16 protein-coding genes are annotated in these 16,083 nt (G+C 73.1%); 10 read left to right on the top strand and 6 right to left on the bottom strand.

What is annotated here, in order from left to right; genetic code table 11:
* The first annotated feature begins 144 nt into the window (after positions 1–144).
* The 4 genes from ACFY9V_RS28040 (at position 145) to ACFY9V_RS28025 (ending at position 3,557) form a co-directional block, all read left to right on the top strand.
* Positions 145–1,155, top strand: coding sequence for an ATP-binding cassette domain-containing protein (locus ACFY9V_RS28040; protein ID WP_391163491.1), 1,011 nt, complete (start codon positions 145–147; stop codon positions 1,153–1,155).
* 181 nt (positions 1,156–1,336) lie between these two features.
* Entirely contained in the window at positions 1,337–2,227 is an 891-nt protein-coding gene (locus ACFY9V_RS28035) for an ABC transporter permease subunit (RefSeq protein WP_355340408.1), read from the top strand.
* A 42-nt stretch (positions 2,228–2,269) separates the two neighbouring features.
* Positions 2,270–3,133 (top strand): NAD-dependent protein deacetylase, encoded by an 864-nt coding sequence (locus tag ACFY9V_RS28030; RefSeq protein WP_391163488.1) that lies wholly within the window; start codon positions 2,270–2,272, stop codon positions 3,131–3,133.
* Positions 3,134–3,149: 16 nt separating this feature from the next.
* Positions 3,150–3,557 carry a DUF4259 domain-containing protein gene (locus ACFY9V_RS28025; protein ID WP_391163486.1) on the top strand — a complete coding sequence of 136 codons (408 nt, stop codon included), beginning with the start codon at positions 3,150–3,152 and terminating at the stop codon, positions 3,555–3,557.
* Between the two features lie 307 nt (positions 3,558–3,864).
* Here the strand turns inward: ACFY9V_RS28025 and ACFY9V_RS28020 are convergent, their stop codons facing one another.
* Positions 3,865–4,065: a DUF397 domain-containing protein gene (locus tag ACFY9V_RS28020; protein WP_355340402.1), complete on the bottom strand. Its 201-nt coding sequence runs from the start codon at positions 4,063–4,065 to the stop codon at positions 3,865–3,867.
* Entirely contained in the window at positions 4,062–4,937 is an 876-nt protein-coding gene (locus ACFY9V_RS28015) for a helix-turn-helix transcriptional regulator (protein WP_355340399.1), read from the bottom strand. Before ACFY9V_RS28015 ends, ACFY9V_RS28020 begins: the two co-directional genes overlap by 4 nt.
* A gap of 356 nt (positions 4,938–5,293) precedes the next feature.
* Here ACFY9V_RS28015 and ACFY9V_RS28010 point away from each other — a divergent pair, with 356 nt between their 5' ends.
* Positions 5,294–5,746, top strand: coding sequence for an ATP-binding protein (locus ACFY9V_RS28010; protein WP_355340396.1), 453 nt, complete (start codon positions 5,294–5,296; stop codon positions 5,744–5,746).
* 72 nt (positions 5,747–5,818) lie between these two features.
* On the opposite strand, the gene ACFY9V_RS28005 is transcribed toward ACFY9V_RS28010, so the two are convergent.
* The 4 genes from ACFY9V_RS28005 to ACFY9V_RS27990 all read right to left on the bottom strand — a co-directional run bounded on the left by ACFY9V_RS28005 (position 5,819) and on the right by ACFY9V_RS27990 (position 11,697).
* Positions 5,819–7,234: an Ig-like domain-containing protein gene (locus ACFY9V_RS28005; RefSeq protein ID WP_391163483.1), complete on the bottom strand. Its 1,416-nt coding sequence runs from the start codon at positions 7,232–7,234 to the stop codon at positions 5,819–5,821.
* A gap of 145 nt (positions 7,235–7,379) precedes the next feature.
* Positions 7,380–8,336, bottom strand: coding sequence for an EamA family transporter RarD (gene rarD, locus ACFY9V_RS28000; RefSeq protein ID WP_355340390.1), 957 nt, complete (start codon positions 8,334–8,336; stop codon positions 7,380–7,382).
* 145 nt (positions 8,337–8,481) lie between these two features.
* Complete coding sequence (locus ACFY9V_RS27995) at positions 8,482–10,605, bottom strand: SGNH hydrolase domain-containing protein (protein WP_391163480.1); 2,124 nt, start codon at positions 10,603–10,605, stop codon at positions 8,482–8,484.
* 210 nt (positions 10,606–10,815) lie between these two features.
* Positions 10,816–11,697: an NAD(P)H-binding protein gene (locus tag ACFY9V_RS27990; RefSeq protein ID WP_391163478.1), complete on the bottom strand. Its 882-nt coding sequence runs from the start codon at positions 11,695–11,697 to the stop codon at positions 10,816–10,818.
* Positions 11,698–11,797: 100 nt separating this feature from the next.
* On the opposite strand from ACFY9V_RS27990, the gene ACFY9V_RS27985 reads away from it, so the two are divergent.
* The 5 genes from ACFY9V_RS27985 (at position 11,798) to ACFY9V_RS27965 (ending at position 16,080) form a co-directional block, all read left to right on the top strand.
* The gene (locus ACFY9V_RS27985) at positions 11,798–12,166 is read left to right on the top strand and encodes a winged helix-turn-helix transcriptional regulator (RefSeq protein WP_391163476.1); all 369 of its coding nucleotides are present in this window, start codon (positions 11,798–11,800) and stop codon (positions 12,164–12,166) included.
* Between the two features lie 483 nt (positions 12,167–12,649).
* The gene (locus ACFY9V_RS27980; protein ID WP_355340378.1) at positions 12,650–13,168 is read left to right on the top strand and encodes a toxin-antitoxin system HicB family antitoxin; all 519 of its coding nucleotides are present in this window, start codon (positions 12,650–12,652) and stop codon (positions 13,166–13,168) included.
* A gap of 90 nt (positions 13,169–13,258) precedes the next feature.
* Positions 13,259–14,113, top strand: coding sequence for a DUF4097 family beta strand repeat-containing protein (locus tag ACFY9V_RS27975; protein ID WP_355340375.1), 855 nt, complete (start codon positions 13,259–13,261; stop codon positions 14,111–14,113).
* Between the two features lie 192 nt (positions 14,114–14,305).
* Complete coding sequence (locus ACFY9V_RS27970; RefSeq protein ID WP_391163554.1) at positions 14,306–15,292, top strand: ATP-binding cassette domain-containing protein; 987 nt, start codon at positions 14,306–14,308, stop codon at positions 15,290–15,292.
* A complete protein-coding gene (locus ACFY9V_RS27965) occupies positions 15,289–16,080 on the top strand; it encodes an ABC transporter permease (RefSeq protein WP_355340372.1) in 792 nt (263 codons plus the stop codon). Before ACFY9V_RS27970 ends, ACFY9V_RS27965 begins: the two co-directional genes overlap by 4 nt.
* Positions 16,081–16,083: the final 3 nt, after the last annotated feature.

Below are 16,083 nucleotides of genomic sequence, written 5' to 3'. Positions count from 1 at the left end.
CAGTCGGTGGGTGCCCGTCCCCGTCCGGGGGGGCACCCACCGGGCGCGGGCGGAAGCGGGTCCGGGCTCAGGCCCGGAGCCGGGAGTTCCGGCCGGGCGCGGCGTGCGCCGTACACTTCCCAGTCCCCGTCGCAGAGGAGCGCGATGCAGCAGCCGCAGGCCACCGGGCCGAACGGGCCGAGCGCGTACGACGCGGTGACCGTGCCCGCGGCGGACGCCGCCGACGTGGTGATCGAGACGCGCGGCCTCGCGAAGCGGTACCGCGGCACGCTCGCCGTGGACGGCCTGGACCTGCGGGTGCCGCGCGGCAGCGTCTTCGGTTTCCTGGGCCCCAACGGCTCGGGGAAGACGACGACGATCCGGATGCTGATGGGCCTGATCGCGCCGACGGCGGGCACGGCGCGGGTGCTGGGCCGCCCGATGCCGGGCGCACAGCGCACGGTGCTGCCCAAGGTGGGCGCGCTGATCGAGGGCCCGGCCCTCTACGGCTTCCTGTCCGGCCGGGACAATCTGCTGCGGTACGACGCGGCCGACCCGACGGCCGACCCGCGTACGCGCCGGGCCAGGGTGGGCTCCGCGCTGGACCGGGTCGGGCTCACGGCGGCGGGCCCGAAGAAGGCGAAGGCGTACTCGCTGGGCATGAAGCAGCGGCTCGGACTGGCCGCCGCCCTGCTCCAGCCGCGCGAGCTGCTGGTCCTCGACGAGCCCACGAACGGGCTCGATCCGCAGGGCATGCGCGAAATCCGCTCCCTGGTAAGGGAGTTGGCCGCCGACGGCACCACCGTCTTCCTCTCCTCGCACCTGCTGGACGAGATCGAGCAGGTCTGTACGCACGCGGCCGTCATGGCGCGCGGCCGGCTCCTCACGCAGGGGCCGGTGGCCGACCTCGCGGCCGGTACGCGCGGGCGGCTCGTCGTCACCACACCGGACCCGGCGGAGGCGGCCCGCGTGCTCACCGAACACGGCGTCGGCGCCCTCCTCACCGACGGTCAACGCGTCAGCGGCGAACTGCCCCCCGACCCGCCGGACCTCGCCGACCTCAACGCCGCGCTGGTCGCCGCGGGCGTCCGCGTCCGCGGCTTCGGCCTCGAACGCGCCTCCCTGGAGGACGCGTTCGTCGCCCTGACAGGAGAGGGCTTCGATGTCGCGGGCTGAAACGGAGCCGGCCGCTTCGAGCGCCGACCAGAACCGGCCTGCGACCGGCCCGCGACCTGAGCCGACCCGCGCCCCGGGCCCGGCCGGCCCGGAGCCCGCATCGCCCCCGGAGCCCGCCGCCCGGCCCTCCGGGCCCGCCACCGATCCCCCCGGGACCGAAGCCGGAGCCGCCGCGGGCACCGTGGCCACCGAGCCGCCGTCCGGGCCGCGCACGCCCCGGCTGCTCTGGAGCTTCGGGCTGTTCCGGTCGGAGCTGGTCACCGTGTTCCGGCGGTGGCGGACGCTGGCGCTGTTCGCGGTGCTGGCGGGGGTGCCGCTGCTGGTCGGCGTGGCGGTGCGGATCGAGACGCGTAACGGGGGGTCGCTCGGCGGGGGCGGGGGGCCGGACGGGAACGGCAACGGCCCGGCGTTCATCGAGCAGGTGAGCAACAACGGCCTGTTCCTGACGTTCGCCGCCCTGGCGGCCACGCTCCCGTTCTTCCTCCCGATGGCGATCGGGGTGATCGCGGGCGACTCGATCGCGGGCGAGGCCAGCGGCGGCACGCTGCGCTATCTGCTGGTGGCCCCGGCGGGCCGCACCCGCCTGCTGCTCGCCAAGTACGCGTCCGTGCTGGCCTTCTGCCTGGCGGCCACCCTGGTGGTCGCCGTCTCGGCGCTGATCGTCGGCTTCGCGCTCTTCCCGGTCGGAGACGTCACGCTGCTGTCGGGCACGACGATCTCCCTCTCGGACGGCATGCTGCGCTGCCTGCTGATCGCGGTCCTGGTCGCGGCCTCCCTGGTCGGCATCGGCGCGCTGGGCCTGTTCATCTCGACCCTCACCGACAGCGGCATCGGCGCCATGGCCGCCACCGTCGGCCTGCTCATCACCGTCCAGATCATCGACAACATTCCCCAGCTCCACGCCTTCCAGCCCTACCTCTTCCCCCACTACTGGCTCAGCTTCGCCGACATCCTCCGCGACCCCGTCACCTGGACCGGCATCGCCAAGAACCTCGGCCTCCAGGCCCTCTACGCCGCCGTCTTCGGCTCGGCCGCCTGGGCCCGCTTCACCACCCGCGACGTGACGGCCTAGGACAGGCCCCTAGCGCCCGTCAGGCGGGCGTACGCTGCCGGTATGGAGACCGGGGTCGGCGGGGGGCTGGGGGAAGGCGTGGACGTGCTGGCCGGGTTCCTGGCCGGGCGGCCGGCCGTGGTGCTCAGCGGGGCGGGGCTGTCGACGGAGTCGGGGATTCCGGACTACCGCGGGGTGACGGGGCGGCGGCGGACGTCGGCGCCGATGACGTATCAGGAGTTCGTCGGGGAAGAGGCGGCCAGGCGCCGGTACTGGGCGCGCAGCCACCTCGGGTGGCGGACGATCGCGCGGGCGCTGCCGAACGACGGGCACCGGGCGGTGGCGCGGCTCGTGCGGGCGGGCGCGGTGACCGGGGTGATCACGCAGAATGTGGACGGGCTGCACGCGGCGGCCGGTACGGCGGAGGCGATCGACCTGCACGGCAGGCTGGACCGGGTGGTGTGCCTGGACTGCGGCGACCTCAGCGACCGTACGCGGCTGGACGAGCGCCTGGACGAGGCGAACCCCGGCTTCCGCGCCACCGCCGTCGCCCACACCAACGCGGACGGCGACGCCGAACTCCCGGCGGGGAGCACCGAGCGGTTCCGGCTCGTGCCCTGCGAGGTCTGCGGCACCGGCACGCTCAAGCCGGACGTGGTCTTCTTCGGCGAGAATGTGCCGCCCGAGCGGGTCCACCGCGCCTTCGCCCTGGTCGACGCCGCCCCCGCCCTGCTCGTCCTGGGCTCGTCCCTCACCGTGATGTCGGGGCTGCGCTTCGTCCGCCGCGCCGCCCGCCAGGGCACCCCGGTGGCGATCGTCAACCAGGGCCCCACCAGGGGCGACGACCTGGCCGCGCTCACCCTCGACCTGCCCCTCGGCCCCACCCTCAGCGCCCTGACGGAGGCGTTGGGCGCGGCGGCCGTCTGAGCGGCGGGAGAAGGACATGGGCACCTGGCACGTCGGCCCCTTCGACAACGACACCGCGTGGGACCTCAGCGACACCCTCGACGAGGCGAGCCCCGACGCGCGCCCCGGCATCGTCCGCGACGCCCTCGTCCGCGTGATCGACACGACGGGCGACCTCGACGCGGACATCTCCGAAGAGGCCGTCGCCGCCGCCGCGCTGGTCGCCGCCCAGTGCCCCGGCGGTGAGCCCATCGACCCCGACTACGGGCCTAAGCAGCCGCTCGCGGACCTCACACCGCTGCGCGCCACGGCCCTCAGGGCCCTGGACCGGGTCGTCACCGAACCCTCCGAGCTGCTGGAGCTCTGGGACGAGCCCCCTGACGGCCCCTGGCGGGCGACCGTCACCCGCCTCCAGCACACGCTCACCCCTCAAGCGCCCACCTGATGCCGTAACCCGGCCCGCTCAGCGGCCCCCAGTGCTCGTCATCGACACCGACGGCTCGGGCACCGACCCGGCCGACCGGGGCCACCGCCTCCTGGGAGCCCTGCCAGGGGAACAGCGGTGACCACCCATCTGCGGGCGCCCGCAGCCCCGTTGGTGACGGCGCACGCCAAACGCGTCGTCGCCGATACCGGGGTCCTGAACCATCCGTACTTCCGCACGCTGGTCGACGGCAGCATGCCGTTGGCCCGCCGACATGGCGAAGGCCCCCGGTGGCGACTCCGGGGGCCTTCGCGTGGCGCGTGGTGCCTTAGTGAGCGAACTCGCCGTTTCGCGTACCCGCGAGGAAGGCGGTCCACTCGGTGGGCGTGAAGTAGAGGCTCGGACCGGCCGGGTCCTTGCTGTCCCGCACGGCCCGCCCTCCGCCGGCCGTGGCGGCGACCTCCACGCAGTTGTTTTCCGCCCCGGAGTACGAGGACTTCCGGAAGGGCCCTATTACCTTAGGGGTCACTTTGTGTCGTCCTTGCTTCTCTGTAGTGCGCCTCGGATGAGCCGCGCGCTTGCATCCGGGGCCAGTGCTGCCGATCGTAGTTGATCAAATGCGAGAGCGTAAGCGGTCAAATCCTCGGCGGCTTCCAGGATGGAGGCCCCCCGGAGATTGTCCAACGTGACTGCCTCGACCACGGGTTCGCTGTCGAAGGAGAAGCTCGAAAACGCGGCGGGCATTGACGCCTTGACTCCGGCTGAAATCGATAGCACCTGTAGCGTCACGTTCTGCCTTTGGCCGACCTCAAGAATATGGGCCAATTGCTGTTGGTAGACCTCGGGTTTGACGATCGAGTGGATGATCACCGGTTCCCAGATGATGACCGTGTAGTTCGCCGAGCCCTCGACCTCGTCGATTTTTACCTGACGGTCCTGCCGCACCTTGACGAGCTGCGAGACCCGCTCCGGGTCGATGAAGTGCGGAGCACTTGTGATCACCGCCTCCGCGTACGCGGGGACTTGGAGCAGTCCGGGGATCAGGTTGGGCTGCCACTCGCGGATGTACGTCGCGTCATCCTCAAGCGAGATGTGGTCCAAGTAGTCCGCGCGTAGGTGCGCAGCGTGCTCCAGCCACCAACCGCGCCGGTTCGACCCCTTGGCCAACTCTTCGAGCCGAGAACGCACTTCGGGATCGGTCACGCCGTACGCGTCGAGGAGCAGGCGCAGTTCGATGACGCGGGTGCTGATGTGGCCGGTTTCGATGCGGCTGATCTTGCTGGCGCTGACCGCGATCACCTCGGCGGCCTGTGGTTGATCGAGCTGAGCTGCGGTTCTGTACTTTTTCAGGGCCGACCCGAGTCGCCTGCTGCGCACGGTCGGCCGTCCCCCTGCGGGCATGGGTCGGCTCCCTCCTCGGCACGCCCGGTCACGTACCGGGCACAACTCTAGGGCCACGCGACGCCGTTGACGCACCGGATTGCACGCGTGCGCCTGTTCTGGTTGCGGCGCGGCCAATTCCGCGCCTACTCTCGTACTACGCGCTACTTCGCACCGCGATGCGGCGCGGTGCTTGGCGCTGCCAAGTACGTACCGATTCCCGTCGCGTGGGTGCCGCGCCCCGCGACGGGTGGCGAGGACCCCCGTGCGGCGCCACTCCCCGTGGGCGCCCGGGTGAGTCCTCCGTCGGGGCCCCCGACGTGGCGACAAGGGGGCCCCGGCGTCAATGGGATTCGGCGACGAGGGAAGGCACGGCCATGCACCGAGAACCACCTGGACAGTCCGACGAATCGGCGGGCGAGCCGCCCGGTGCCGAATCCCGAACGGTCGCCCGGTTGTGGCCGCGTACGCCGCGTTCGGTGGGGCGGGCGCGGCACGAACTGGAAACGGCCCTCAAGGGCTGGGGACTGGAAGACCTCACGGATTCCGCCGTCTTGATCCTGTCGGAGTTATTCACGAACGCCGTCGTGCACGCGCGGGTCGCCGGGCGCGATGTGCAGACGCGGTACGTGCGGACGCCGGGCGGTGTGCGGATCGAGGTGCACGACGCGGGGGACGGGCGGCCCGAGCCACGGGTCGCGGCGGAGAGCGACGAGGACGGGCGCGGGCTCGCGCTGGTCAACGCGGTCGCGGGGCCCGGGCATTGGGGCGTCGGGGAGCGGGACGGCGTCGGGAAGATGGTCTGGGCGGAGTGCGGCCTCGGGCGGTGACGCGCGGGTGAACGTGACCGCGCCCGCCGGGAACCGTACCGGCGGGCGCGGAGCCGTACACGAAGGCAGGGGTCAGCGGCGGCGCTTCCGCGCGCGGGTGGCGGTCACCGCGAGGGCCCCGGCGGCGACGAGGCCGCCCGCGACCATGGCGAGGGGACCGTCGGCGCCCGAGGCGGCCAGTTCGGGGCCGGTCTGCTGCGGCTGCGGGTGGTTGGCCGGGGGAGCGGGGTGCGGCTTGGGCGGCGTCGGCGTCGGCTTCGGCCTGGTGACGTCCACGCTCACCTTCACGAACTTCGGCTGCCCGTCCTTCGCCGTCACCTTGTAGATGAAGGAGTCCTTGCCCGCGTAGCCCTTGTCGGGCGTGTAGACGAGGTGGTCTCCCTCGACCGCGACCTTTCCGTGGTCCGGCGGCTCGGGGACGGTGACCGGGGTGTGGGGCGCGCGGTCGGGGGTGACCGGGACCCGGACCGGGCCGCCGTTCCCGGGGACGGTCACCGGCGGCGCGGGCTCGGGCGTACAGCCGATCCGGAAGTCGGCGCCGCGCACGTCACCGCCCGAGGTGTCGGCGGTCCGGCTGGTCGCGCCGGTCGCCGTGTACCCGGCGGGCACCGGCAGCACGACCCGGAAGCGGCCGGTGGCCACGCCGGAGAAGGAGTACGCGCCGTCGGCGTCGACGGCCGCCGCCACCGGCTGGCCCGCGCTGTCGAGCACGGCGGCGCCGGTCGCGGTGCGCAGCCGTACCGACGTGCCGGGCGGGATGCCGCAGTCCGAGGCGACCGTGCCGCTGATGTCGGCGTCCGGGGCGGCCATCCAGATCTGGTAGACCGGCGATCCGCTGAGCACGCTGTAGGTGAAGGAGACCGAGGTCACCGGGGCCGTCGGGCGGAACCAGCCGGAGGCGCCGTTGGTGTCGAGCACGTTGCCGCGCAGCGTCGAGGTCGCGGGGTCCCAGGTGGGCACGTCGGTGTTCGGGCCGGAGCCGCACGAGGACGGCTTCGGCGTGCCCACGCAGTAGTTGAAGGTCGACTGGAAGCCGAGCTGCGCCGCCGTCAGCCGTACACCGCCCGCGCCGGTCGCGCTGATCCGCACCTGGTCGGCGTCGATGTCGCCGAGGGTGAAGCCCCAGCCGACCGGGGTGGCGGCGGCGAAGGTGACGGTGGTGAGGGACGGCCGGCCGTTGGTGCCGCCGGTCGAGGGGCGCAGGGCGAGGTAGTTCTGCCCGCGCGAGCTGCCGTACTCGGCGCCGAAGGGGGTGGAGCCGTTGAGGAAGGTCGAGGTGCCGCCGGGGATGGACGGCGAGCTGCTGTCGGTGCTGAAGGTGGCATCGGGGAAGCCGGTCACGGGCACGTGCAGCACCTCGGGACTCCAGCTCCCGTAGGCGGAACCCGCCGCCACGGCCGGGCTCGCGGCCAGCGGGATCATGACGGCGGCCGTGGCCGCCGCGGCCAGCCCCCGGGCCGTTCTCGTGGTGAGTCTGTTGGCCGGCATGCGCACGACGCGTTCTCCTGCACTTCGGGCGGCCCGGCGCCTGACCGCCGGACGAGTACGTCCTTCGCATGACCCCTCGTCAGATCACCCAATCGGCGGCGGTGTCCGTGTCACCCGAGTGGACGTCGGCGCTCGCCCGTACGGCTCAGCCGGGCAGCGGGGAGTCGGTCGCCTCCGGGGACTCCACGACCGCCGGGGCCTGGCGCGCCGCGCGCGCTTCCGTACGCCCGCGGTGTGCGCCCCTGATCGCGTCCCAGGTGAGCAGGACGAGCGCCGCCCACACCATCAGGAAACCGGCCCAGCGCTCGGGGGGCATCTCCTCGTGGAAGTGGAGCACGCCGATCAGGAACTGGAAGACGGGCGTCAGATACTGCATGAGGCCGATGGTGGACAGCGGGAGCCGGGTCGCCGCCATGCCGAAACAGACCAGCGGCCCCGCCGTGACCAGGCCGCAGGCGGCCAGCAGGGCGGCGTGGCCGGGGCCGTGGTGGGTGAAGGTCGAGTCGCCGCGCGCGCCGAGCACGACGAGGAAGACCAGCGCGGGCAGGAACTGCACCGAGGTCTCGGCGGCCAGCGACTCCAGGCCGCCCATGTTGATCTGCTTCTTCGCCAGGCCGTAGACGCCGAAGGAGAAGGCGAGCGAGAGGGCGATCCACGGCAGCCGCCCGTATCCGACGGTGAGGACGACGACGGCCAGCGCGCCGACGCCGACCGCCGCCCACTGCACCGGGCGCAGCCGCTCGTGCAGGACGAGGACGCCGAGCGCGATGGTGACCAGCGGGTTGATGAAGTAGCCGAGCGAAGCCTCCACCACATGGCCCGCGTTGACGGCCCAGATGTACAGGCCCCAGTTGACGGAGACGAAGACGGCGGCGACGGCGATCAGGCCGAGCCGCCCGGGCTGCCTGACCAGTTCGGATATCCACGCCCAGCGGCGCATCGCCAGCAGGATCACGGCGACCACCACCAGCGCCCACACCATCCGGTGGGCCAGGATCTCCAGCGCTCCCGCCGGTTCGAGCAGCGGCCAGAACAGCGGGAACAGGCCCCACATGCCGTAGGCCGCGAAGCCGTAGACCAGTCCCGCGCGCCGCTCGTTCATCCCGACCCCTTCCCGTACCGCCCCGGCCGTACGACCCGCCGTCGGCGCGCGACGTGACGACGGTAGCGGCAGCCGCCCCGGCCTGTCATGTCCGTTCCGCTCCACGGTCATGACAGGCCGGTGGCCGGGGCCGGGCGGCACCGCCTTACGGCAGGAGGGCGGTCAGGCGGCGGCCGAGGACCGGGGCCAGCGCGTCGGCGTACGTCTCGGACATGTGGCTGTCGTCGCGGTAGACCAGGGTGTCGCCCGCGAGCACCGGGCAGGCACCGTCCGTGGCGCACAGCCAGGGCGCGGGGTCGATCACGGCGGCGCCTGCCGCCGTCGCCGCCGCCCGTACCGCGCCCTGCCGCGCCGGGTCCCGGAGCGCGTCGGGCAGCCGGCTCGCGCAGTGGCCGAGCCGCAGCGGGTGGGCCGCCGCGCACTCGACGGCGTCGGAGGCGGGCCAGGGGGTGTCGAGCAGGGCGGCGACCCGCGCGCCCGAGGCCGCGAGCGCGGTGAAGGTGGCGCGGAAGCCGTCCGTCCACTGCCGTACGGGATCGGCGGCCGGGTGCAGCGGGCGGCCCGCGTCCGAGGACGAGACGAGGACGAGACCGGGGCGGAGCGCGGCGATCCGGGCGACCGCCGCGCGGCGCCAGGTGTCGCAGACGGCGGGGCCGCCCTGGTAAACGGTCGTCACCGTCGCGGCGTTGCACGACGCCTTCGTCAACGACACCAGTTTCCAGTGCCGTTCGCGCGCCAGCCGGTCGAGCGCGGGGAACCACTGGGCGGCGTGCGAGTCGCCGAAGAGGACGACGGTGGTTGCCGCGGACGGGTCGCCGTAGACGCACGGGGGTGTGCTCGTACGCGCGTAGCCCGCGTGGCAGCCGTCCCGGTAGACCGCCGAGCGCACCGGCTTGACCTCGGCCAGGGGCGGGGTGAGATTGCTCGGCAGGCTCGGACCCGAGGTCCGCAGGAGCTGCCCGAGCCGCAGCGCGGGGTCGCGCGCCGCCGTCAGCTCCCGCCGCAGGTCGGGCGCGGGTCTGCCGGAGTCGACCGCGGGCGGGAAGTGGGCGGCGGTCAGCACGGCCACCGCGGCGCCCGCCGACAGGCCGCCGCCGAGCCGCAGCGCCAGGGCCGGACGGCGGCGGAAGGCGGCGTGGAACCGTATCGGGTTCTCCACCAGCCGCAGCGTCGCCCAGGCCAGTGCCAGCGCGACCGCGCACAGGGCCAGGGCGAGACCGGTGGAGGGCGCGGTGTTCAGCGCCGCGGGTCCGATGACCAGCAGGGGCCAGTGCCACAGGTACCAGCCGTAGGAGAGGCCGCCGAGCCGGGCGACCGGCCGCCGGGCGAGCAGGAGTCGGGCGCCGTAGCGGGCGGGGGAGGGGGTGTGGGTGTGGGTGCGGGTGCGGGTCGGGGAGTGGCCGTGGGCGTGGGTCGGGGAGTGGCCGGGGGATCGGCCGCCCGCGAGGACGAGGAGGGTGCCGACGACCGGCAGGAGCGCGTAACGGCCGGGGAAGGGCGTGGCGTCGTCGTACGTCAGCGCGGCCACGACGATGCCGGTCAGGCCCGCCCAGCTCAGGGCCGCCGCGAGGGGGGCTCGGATGTCCAGCCGGTGCGCGCCGAGGGCGAGCAGCGCGCCCGCGCCCAGCTCCCAGAAGCGGGCGGGGGAGCCGAAGTAGGCCCAGGAGGGGGAGGAGCGGGTGAGGGCGAGACTCAGCGCGAAGGAGGCCGCGCTGAGGGCGGTGAGGGCCAGGGCCGCCGGGAGCGCGGGGCGGCGGCGCCACCGCAGGCACAGGACGAGCAGCAGCGGCCAGAGCAGATAGAACTGCTCCTCCACCGCCAGCGACCAGAAGTGCTGGAAGGGGGAGGGCGGTTCGCTCGCGCCGAGGTAGTCCGTACCGGCGGCGGCCAGCCGGAAGTTGACGGCGTAGAGCGAGCTGCCGAGCGCGTCCCCCGCGTACTGCGCGAAGCGGATCTTCGACAGGAAGAGCCGGCAGCCCGCGAGCGTGCAGAGCACGACGAGGGTCGCGGCGGGCAGCAGGCGCACCGCGCGGCGGGCGTAGAAGTCCCTGACCGATATGCGGCCGGTGGCGCGGGACTCGCGGGTCAGCAGCGAGGTGATCAGGAAGCCCGAGACGACGAAGAAGACGTCGACGCCGACGTATCCGCCCGCGACCGCGCCGACGCCCGCGTGCGCGAGGACGACGAGGGTGACCGCGACGGCGCGCAGCCCCTGGATGTCCAGGCGCGGCGGGTCCCGCGGGTGCGGCGGTGCGGTGGCCGTGGTCACGGTGGGGTCCTCGGGGCGCTGCGTCGAGGCCGCCCCGCCGTCTGTTCACGAGGACGCGCCGTCCCGCGAAGACAAGCAACGCTCCGGGGCGGGGGCGTGAACGGGGGAGGTCCCCGGCCGGAACAGCCGGGGACCTCTGTCGTGTGCGGGGGTGGTGCAGGCCGGGGGCAGGTCGTGGTCAGGTCGTGGTCACGCCGGGTCAGGCCGTGGTCACGCCTTGGGTGTGTCCTTGGACGTGTCCTTGAGGGTGGCGGCCAGGGTCTCGCGGATCGGGGTCGTGGGGCGGCCGATCAGCCGGGACAGCTCGCCGTTGGTGCGCGCGAGCAGGCCGCGCTCGATGGCGTGGTCCACGTCGACCAGGATGGCCGCGAAGTCCGCCGGGACGCCCGCGCCTTCGAGGATCGACTGGCGCGTCTCGGCCGGGACGTTCTTGTACGTGATCTCCCTGCCGGTCAGCTCGGCGACCAGTGCCGCGTACTCGGCGAAGCTCCACGCCGTGTCGCCGCTCAGCTCGTACGCCGTGTTCTCGTGGCCCTCACCGGTCAGGACGGCGGCGGCCGCGGCGGCGTAGTCGGCGCGGGCCGCGCTCGCGACCCGGCCGTCGCCCGCGTTGCCGATGACGGCGCCGTGCTCCAGGACCGGGGCCAGATTCTCGGTCTGGACCTCGCTGTACCAGCCGTTGCGCAGGAACACGTAGGGCAGGCCCGAGGCCAGGATGTACGTCTCGGTCGCCTTGTGCTCGTCCGCCAGCTTCAGGTCGGCGTCCGGGCCGCCGAGGATGCCGGTGTACGCCAGCAGCGCCACGCCCGAGGCCGCCGCCGCGTCCACGACGGCGCTGTGCTGCGCGATGCGGCGGCCGACCTCGCTGCCCGAGATCAGCAGGACCTTGTCGCCCGCGTTGAAGGCGTCCTTCAGCGTCTCGGGGTGGTTGTAGTCCGCGATCCGCAGCTCCACGCCGCGCTCCGCCAGGTCGGCGGCCTTGGCCTCGTCCCGCACGACGGCGGCCACGTCCGTGGCCGGGACCTGCTTGAGCAGCTCGTCGATGACGAGGTGGCCGAGGTGCCCGGTGGCTCCTGTGACGACGATGCTCATGTCTTTTTGCTCCCTGTTTGCGGTGGTCCGGTGTATTCGGCTCCACCGTACGCCGGGCACTAACTCTTGGAAAGTACCCACCTTGAAGTAAGGTACCGACATGGACGTAAGTTGCCCCGAGCGGCTCATTCTCGAACACGTCACCTCCCGGTGGGGGGTTCTTGTCCTGTGCGAGCTGCTCGACGGGGCGGCGCTGCGCTTCAGTGAGCTGCGGCGGGCCGTCGGCGGGGTCAGCGAGAAGATGCTCACCCAGACGCTGCGCACGCTGGAGCGGGACGGCTTCGTCCTTCGCCGGGCTCTGCCCGTCATCCCGCCGCACGTCACCTACTCCCTCACCCCTCTCGGCCGTGAGGCCGCCGGTCAGGTCCGCGCCCTCTCCGTCTGGACGGCTGCCGCCGTCCCCGCCGTCCTCTCCGCCCGCACCGCCTACGACGCCGCCCACCCCCCGGTCGGCTCGCCGACCCTCTAAGACTCGCCGGGGCCCTGCCCGGCCCGCCCCCCACCGGGCTTTCAGCCCGAACGCAACCGCGTCTGCCCCGCTGGGGCCGGTTTTTTGGCGGTGCCACGGTCGTGGCTGGTCGCGCAGTTCCCCGCGCCCCTGAAGTCGGGCCCTTGCGTGGCGTGAACGCACCGGGGGGGTGGGCCGGTTTTTTGGCGGTGCCACCGTCGTGGCTGGTCGCGCAGTTCCCCGCGCCCCTAAAAGCAAGCCCCTGCGTGGGGTGAACGCGCCGGGGCGGTGGGCCGGTCTTTTGAGGGGCGCGGGGAACTGCGCGGCCCGCCCCCCGCCGGGCTTTCAGCCCGAACACAACCGCGTCTGCCCCTTTGGGGCCGGTGAGCGCGCAGTTCTCCGCGCCTCTGAAGACGGGCCCTTGGGGGGGTGGTGCCACGTGGTGCCAGGGTGGTGTCAGGGAGGGGGTTGCGGGTGGTGCCAGGGTGGTGCCACTATGGCGTCATGGACCTGACGCCGTATGTCGAGAATCTGCGCCGCGAGCTGGCGGTGGCCGCCGAAGCCGGAGGCGAAGAAGCGAGGGAGCTGGCGGAGCGCCTGACGGCACCGCTGGAGTCGGCGACGCGGTTGACGATGCTGAATGTGCTGTCGGCGGCCATGGACGAGATCACGCGGGACCTGGCACCGGGCTCGGTGGACGTGCGGCTCCGGGGCCTGGACCCGGACTTCGTGGTGACGCGGCCGTATGCGCAGGAGGAGGCCCCGGCACAGGCGCAGGCCCCGGCGCCGCCCGCACCGGTCGAGGGCGACGACGGCAGCACCGCCAGGGTGAATCTGCGACTGCCGGGCCACCTCAAGGCGCGGGCCGAGGAGGCCGCGACCCGAGAGGGCCTGTCGGTCAACGCCTGGCTGGTGCGAGCCGTCTCGGCGGCGGTCGGCGACGGCGGCGGCCAGCCGCGTACGACGGAGAAGACCCGTACCACCAGAACCGTCGGACAGAGCTTCAAGGGCTGGGTCCGCTAGCCGCGAAGCACGAAAAGCGCGAAAAGCGCGAGAAGCCCACCGCCTCCCACCTGCGGAGACGTCACAACGACCCAAGAGGACGGGACAACCATGCCTTCTTTCACCCCCTTCGACACCCCGGAACCCATCTCGGTGACGAGCACCGTGGAAGCCGGATCGATCCAGTTCACGGCCGAGGACCGCCTCGACACCCTCGTGGAGGTACGGCCCCGCGACCCGAAGCGGGACCAGGACGTCAAGGCGGCCGAGCAGACCGAAGTGCGTTACTCCGGCGGCCTGTTGACCATCAGGACCCCCAAGGGCCGCCGCCTCATCGGGCCTTCGGGCGCTGTGGACGTGGCGGTCGAACTGCCCACGGGCTCGGCGGTCGAGGTGACCGGCGCGTGGGCGCAGGTGCACGGCGAGGGCAGGCTCGGCGAGGTGCGGGTGAAGGTCTCGGTGGGCGACGTGCGGTTCGACACGACCGGGCCGCTCAATCTGGCCGTGTCGCACGGCAGCGTCACCGTGGACCGGGTCGAGGGCCCGGCCGAGATCGCCACCAGCTCCGGGAGCCTGCGGATCGGCACGGTCGACGGGACCGCCGTGCTGAAGAACTCCAACGGCACCACGACCCTCGCCGCCGTCACCGGCGAACTGCGGGTCAGCGGCACCAACGGCGGCATCGACATCGCGCGCGCCGAGGCGTCGGTCACCGGCACCACGTCCAACGGCCACCTGCGCGTCGCCGAAGTCGTACGCGGCGAGGTCCAGTTGGAGACCTCCAACGGCCCCATCGAGGTCGGCGTCCGCGAGGGCACCGCCGCGTGGCTCGACGTCAGCTCCAGCCACGGGCAGGTGCGCAACCGGCTCCCCGCCTCCGAGGCCCCCGGCCAGAGCGAGGACACCGTCTCGGTCCGCGCCAGGACCAACTGGGGCAACATCGAGATCCTCCGCGCGCGCGGCTGATCCGCCCGCCTCCCCTCGCCACGTACGGCCCGACGCACCGGGCCGCTTCACCGCGCACCGCCGATCGCGCGCCGATCGTCCACCGCCGATCGCCCACCCTTCACCGCGCACCGCGCATCCTTCACCGCGCGCCCCCCACCCCGCTCCTCTCACCACGCCCCGAAACGGGAGAGCTCCATGCCTTCTTCTGTCATGCCCATGCCCAGAAATGCCCGGGGCGCCGACCCGCGCCCGCCCGCCGTCTCCACCGCCGACCTGCGCAAGTCCTACGGCGACAAGACCGTCCTCGACGGCATCGACCTGCGCATCCCGGCGGGCACCGTCTTCGCGCTGCTCGGCCCCAACGGCGCGGGCAAGACCACCACCGTGCAGATCCTGTCCACCCTCATCTCCGCCGACGGCGGCCACGCCCAGGTCGCGGGCCACGACGTGGCCGGCTCACCGGACGGCGTCCGCGCCGCGATCGGCGTCACCGGACAGTTCGCCGCGCTCGACAACCTGCTCACCGCCGAGGAGAACCTGCTCCTCATGGCCGACCTGCTGCACCTCGGCAGGGCCGAAGGGCGGGCGCGGGCCCAGGAGTTGCTGGCCCGCTTCGACATCGCCGACGTCGCCAAGCAGCGCGCCGCGCTCTTCTCCGGCGGCATGCGGCGCCGCCTGGACCTGGCCATGACGCTGGTCGGCGACCCGAAGGTGATCTTCCTGGACGAGCCGACGACCGGCCTCGACCCGCGCAGCCGCCGCACGATGTGGGACACCGTGCGGTCACTGGTCGCGAGCGGCGTCACCGTCTTCCTCACCACGCAGTACCTGGAGGAGGCCGACCAGTTGGCCGACCGTGTCGCCGTGCTCGACGGCGGCCGGATCGTCGCCGAGGGCACCCCCGACGAGCTGAAGGCGCGTATCCCCGGCAGCCACGTACGCCTGCGGTTCACCGACCCCGAGCAGTACGAACGGGCCGCCGCCGCCGTCCCCGGCGCGGTCCGCGACGACGGGGAGCTGGCCCTGCGCGTGGCGGGCGACGCCGGACTCGACGCGCTGCGCTCGCTGCTCGACCGGCTCGACGCCGCCGGCGTGCGTACCGCCGACTTCTCCGTGCACACCCCCGACCTGGACGACGTCTTCCTCGCCCTGACCGGCGACGGTTCCGCCCCTCACCCCAAGGAGACCTCGCGATGAGCAGCACCCTCACCTACGCCGTGCGCGACTCGACGACGATGCTGCGGCGCAATCTGAAGCACGCGATCCGCTACCCGGCGGTCGGCTTCGGCACGGCCGCGATGCCCATCCTCATGCTGCTGCTGTTCGTGTACGCCTTCGGCGGGTCGATCGGCGCCGGACTCGGGGCGGGCGGCGGCCGGAGCGTGTACCTGGAGTACCTGACGCCCGGCATCCTGATCATGGCGGTGGCCGCCGGGGCCATGTCCACGTCGATCGCGGTCTGCACCGACATGACCGAGGGCATCATCAACCGCTTCCGCACGATGAACATCTCGCGGGCCTCGTTCATGACCGGCCATGTCGTCGGCAGCGTCATCCAGACCATGACCAGCCTCGTCCTCGTCATGGGCGTGGCGCTCGCGGTCGGCTTCCGGCCCGACGCGAGCCCGCTGGAGTGGCTGGCGGCGGCCGGGCTGCTCGCCGCCGTCGCCTTCGCGGTGACCTGGCTGTCGGCGGCGCTCGGCCTGATCTCCAAGACGGTCGAGTCGGCGAGCAACAAGCCGCTGCTCGTCCAGTTCCTGCCGTTCCTGGGCTCGGCCTTCGTACCGGCCGACTCGATGTCCCCCGGTCTGCGCTGGTTCGCCGAGTACCAGCCGTTCACGCCGATGACCGAGACCCTGCGCGGGCTGCTGACCGGCTCGGCGATCGGCCACGACGCCTGGATCTCGCTCGCCTGGTGCGCCGGTATCGGCCTGGCCGGGTACCTCTGGTCGCGCTCGCTGTTCAACAGCGGGACCACGCGGTGAGCA

The organism is Streptomyces sp. NPDC008317 (assembly GCF_042955955.1).
Classification (GTDB): Bacteria; Actinomycetota; Actinomycetes; order Streptomycetales; family Streptomycetaceae; genus Actinacidiphila.
Note: the sequence above shows the minus strand (reverse complement) of the source record. Positions and strands in the feature narration are given on the sequence as shown.

Excerpts from the sequence above, each read along its gene's own strand:
- ACFY9V_RS28025 (WP_391163486.1), top strand. The coding sequence starts at position 3,150 with ATGGGCACCTGGCACGTCGGCCCCTTCGACAACGACACCGCGTGGGAC.
- ACFY9V_RS27980 (WP_355340378.1), top strand. The coding sequence starts at position 12,650 with ATGGACCTGACGCCGTATGTCGAGAATCTGCGCCGCGAGCTGGCGGTG.
- ACFY9V_RS27985 (WP_391163476.1), top strand. The coding sequence starts at position 11,798 with ATGGACGTAAGTTGCCCCGAGCGGCTCATTCTCGAACACGTCACCTCC.
- ACFY9V_RS27965 (WP_355340372.1), top strand. The coding sequence starts at position 15,289 with ATGAGCAGCACCCTCACCTACGCCGTGCGCGACTCGACGACGATGCTG.
- ACFY9V_RS27990 (WP_391163478.1), bottom strand. The coding sequence starts at position 11,697 with ATGAGCATCGTCGTCACAGGAGCCACCGGGCACCTCGGCCACCTCGTC.
- rarD (WP_355340390.1), bottom strand. The coding sequence starts at position 8,336 with ATGAACGAGCGGCGCGCGGGACTGGTCTACGGCTTCGCGGCCTACGGC.
- ACFY9V_RS27970 (WP_391163554.1), top strand. The coding sequence starts at position 14,306 with ATGCCCATGCCCAGAAATGCCCGGGGCGCCGACCCGCGCCCGCCCGCC.
- ACFY9V_RS28005 (WP_391163483.1), bottom strand. The coding sequence starts at position 7,234 with ATGCCGGCCAACAGACTCACCACGAGAACGGCCCGGGGGCTGGCCGCG.
- ACFY9V_RS28010 (WP_355340396.1), top strand. The coding sequence starts at position 5,294 with ATGCACCGAGAACCACCTGGACAGTCCGACGAATCGGCGGGCGAGCCG.
- ACFY9V_RS28040 (WP_391163491.1), top strand. The coding sequence starts at position 145 with ATGCAGCAGCCGCAGGCCACCGGGCCGAACGGGCCGAGCGCGTACGAC.
- ACFY9V_RS28030 (WP_391163488.1), top strand. The coding sequence starts at position 2,270 with ATGGAGACCGGGGTCGGCGGGGGGCTGGGGGAAGGCGTGGACGTGCTG.
- ACFY9V_RS27975 (WP_355340375.1), top strand. The coding sequence starts at position 13,259 with ATGCCTTCTTTCACCCCCTTCGACACCCCGGAACCCATCTCGGTGACG.
- ACFY9V_RS28015 (WP_355340399.1), bottom strand. The coding sequence starts at position 4,937 with ATGCCCGCAGGGGGACGGCCGACCGTGCGCAGCAGGCGACTCGGGTCG.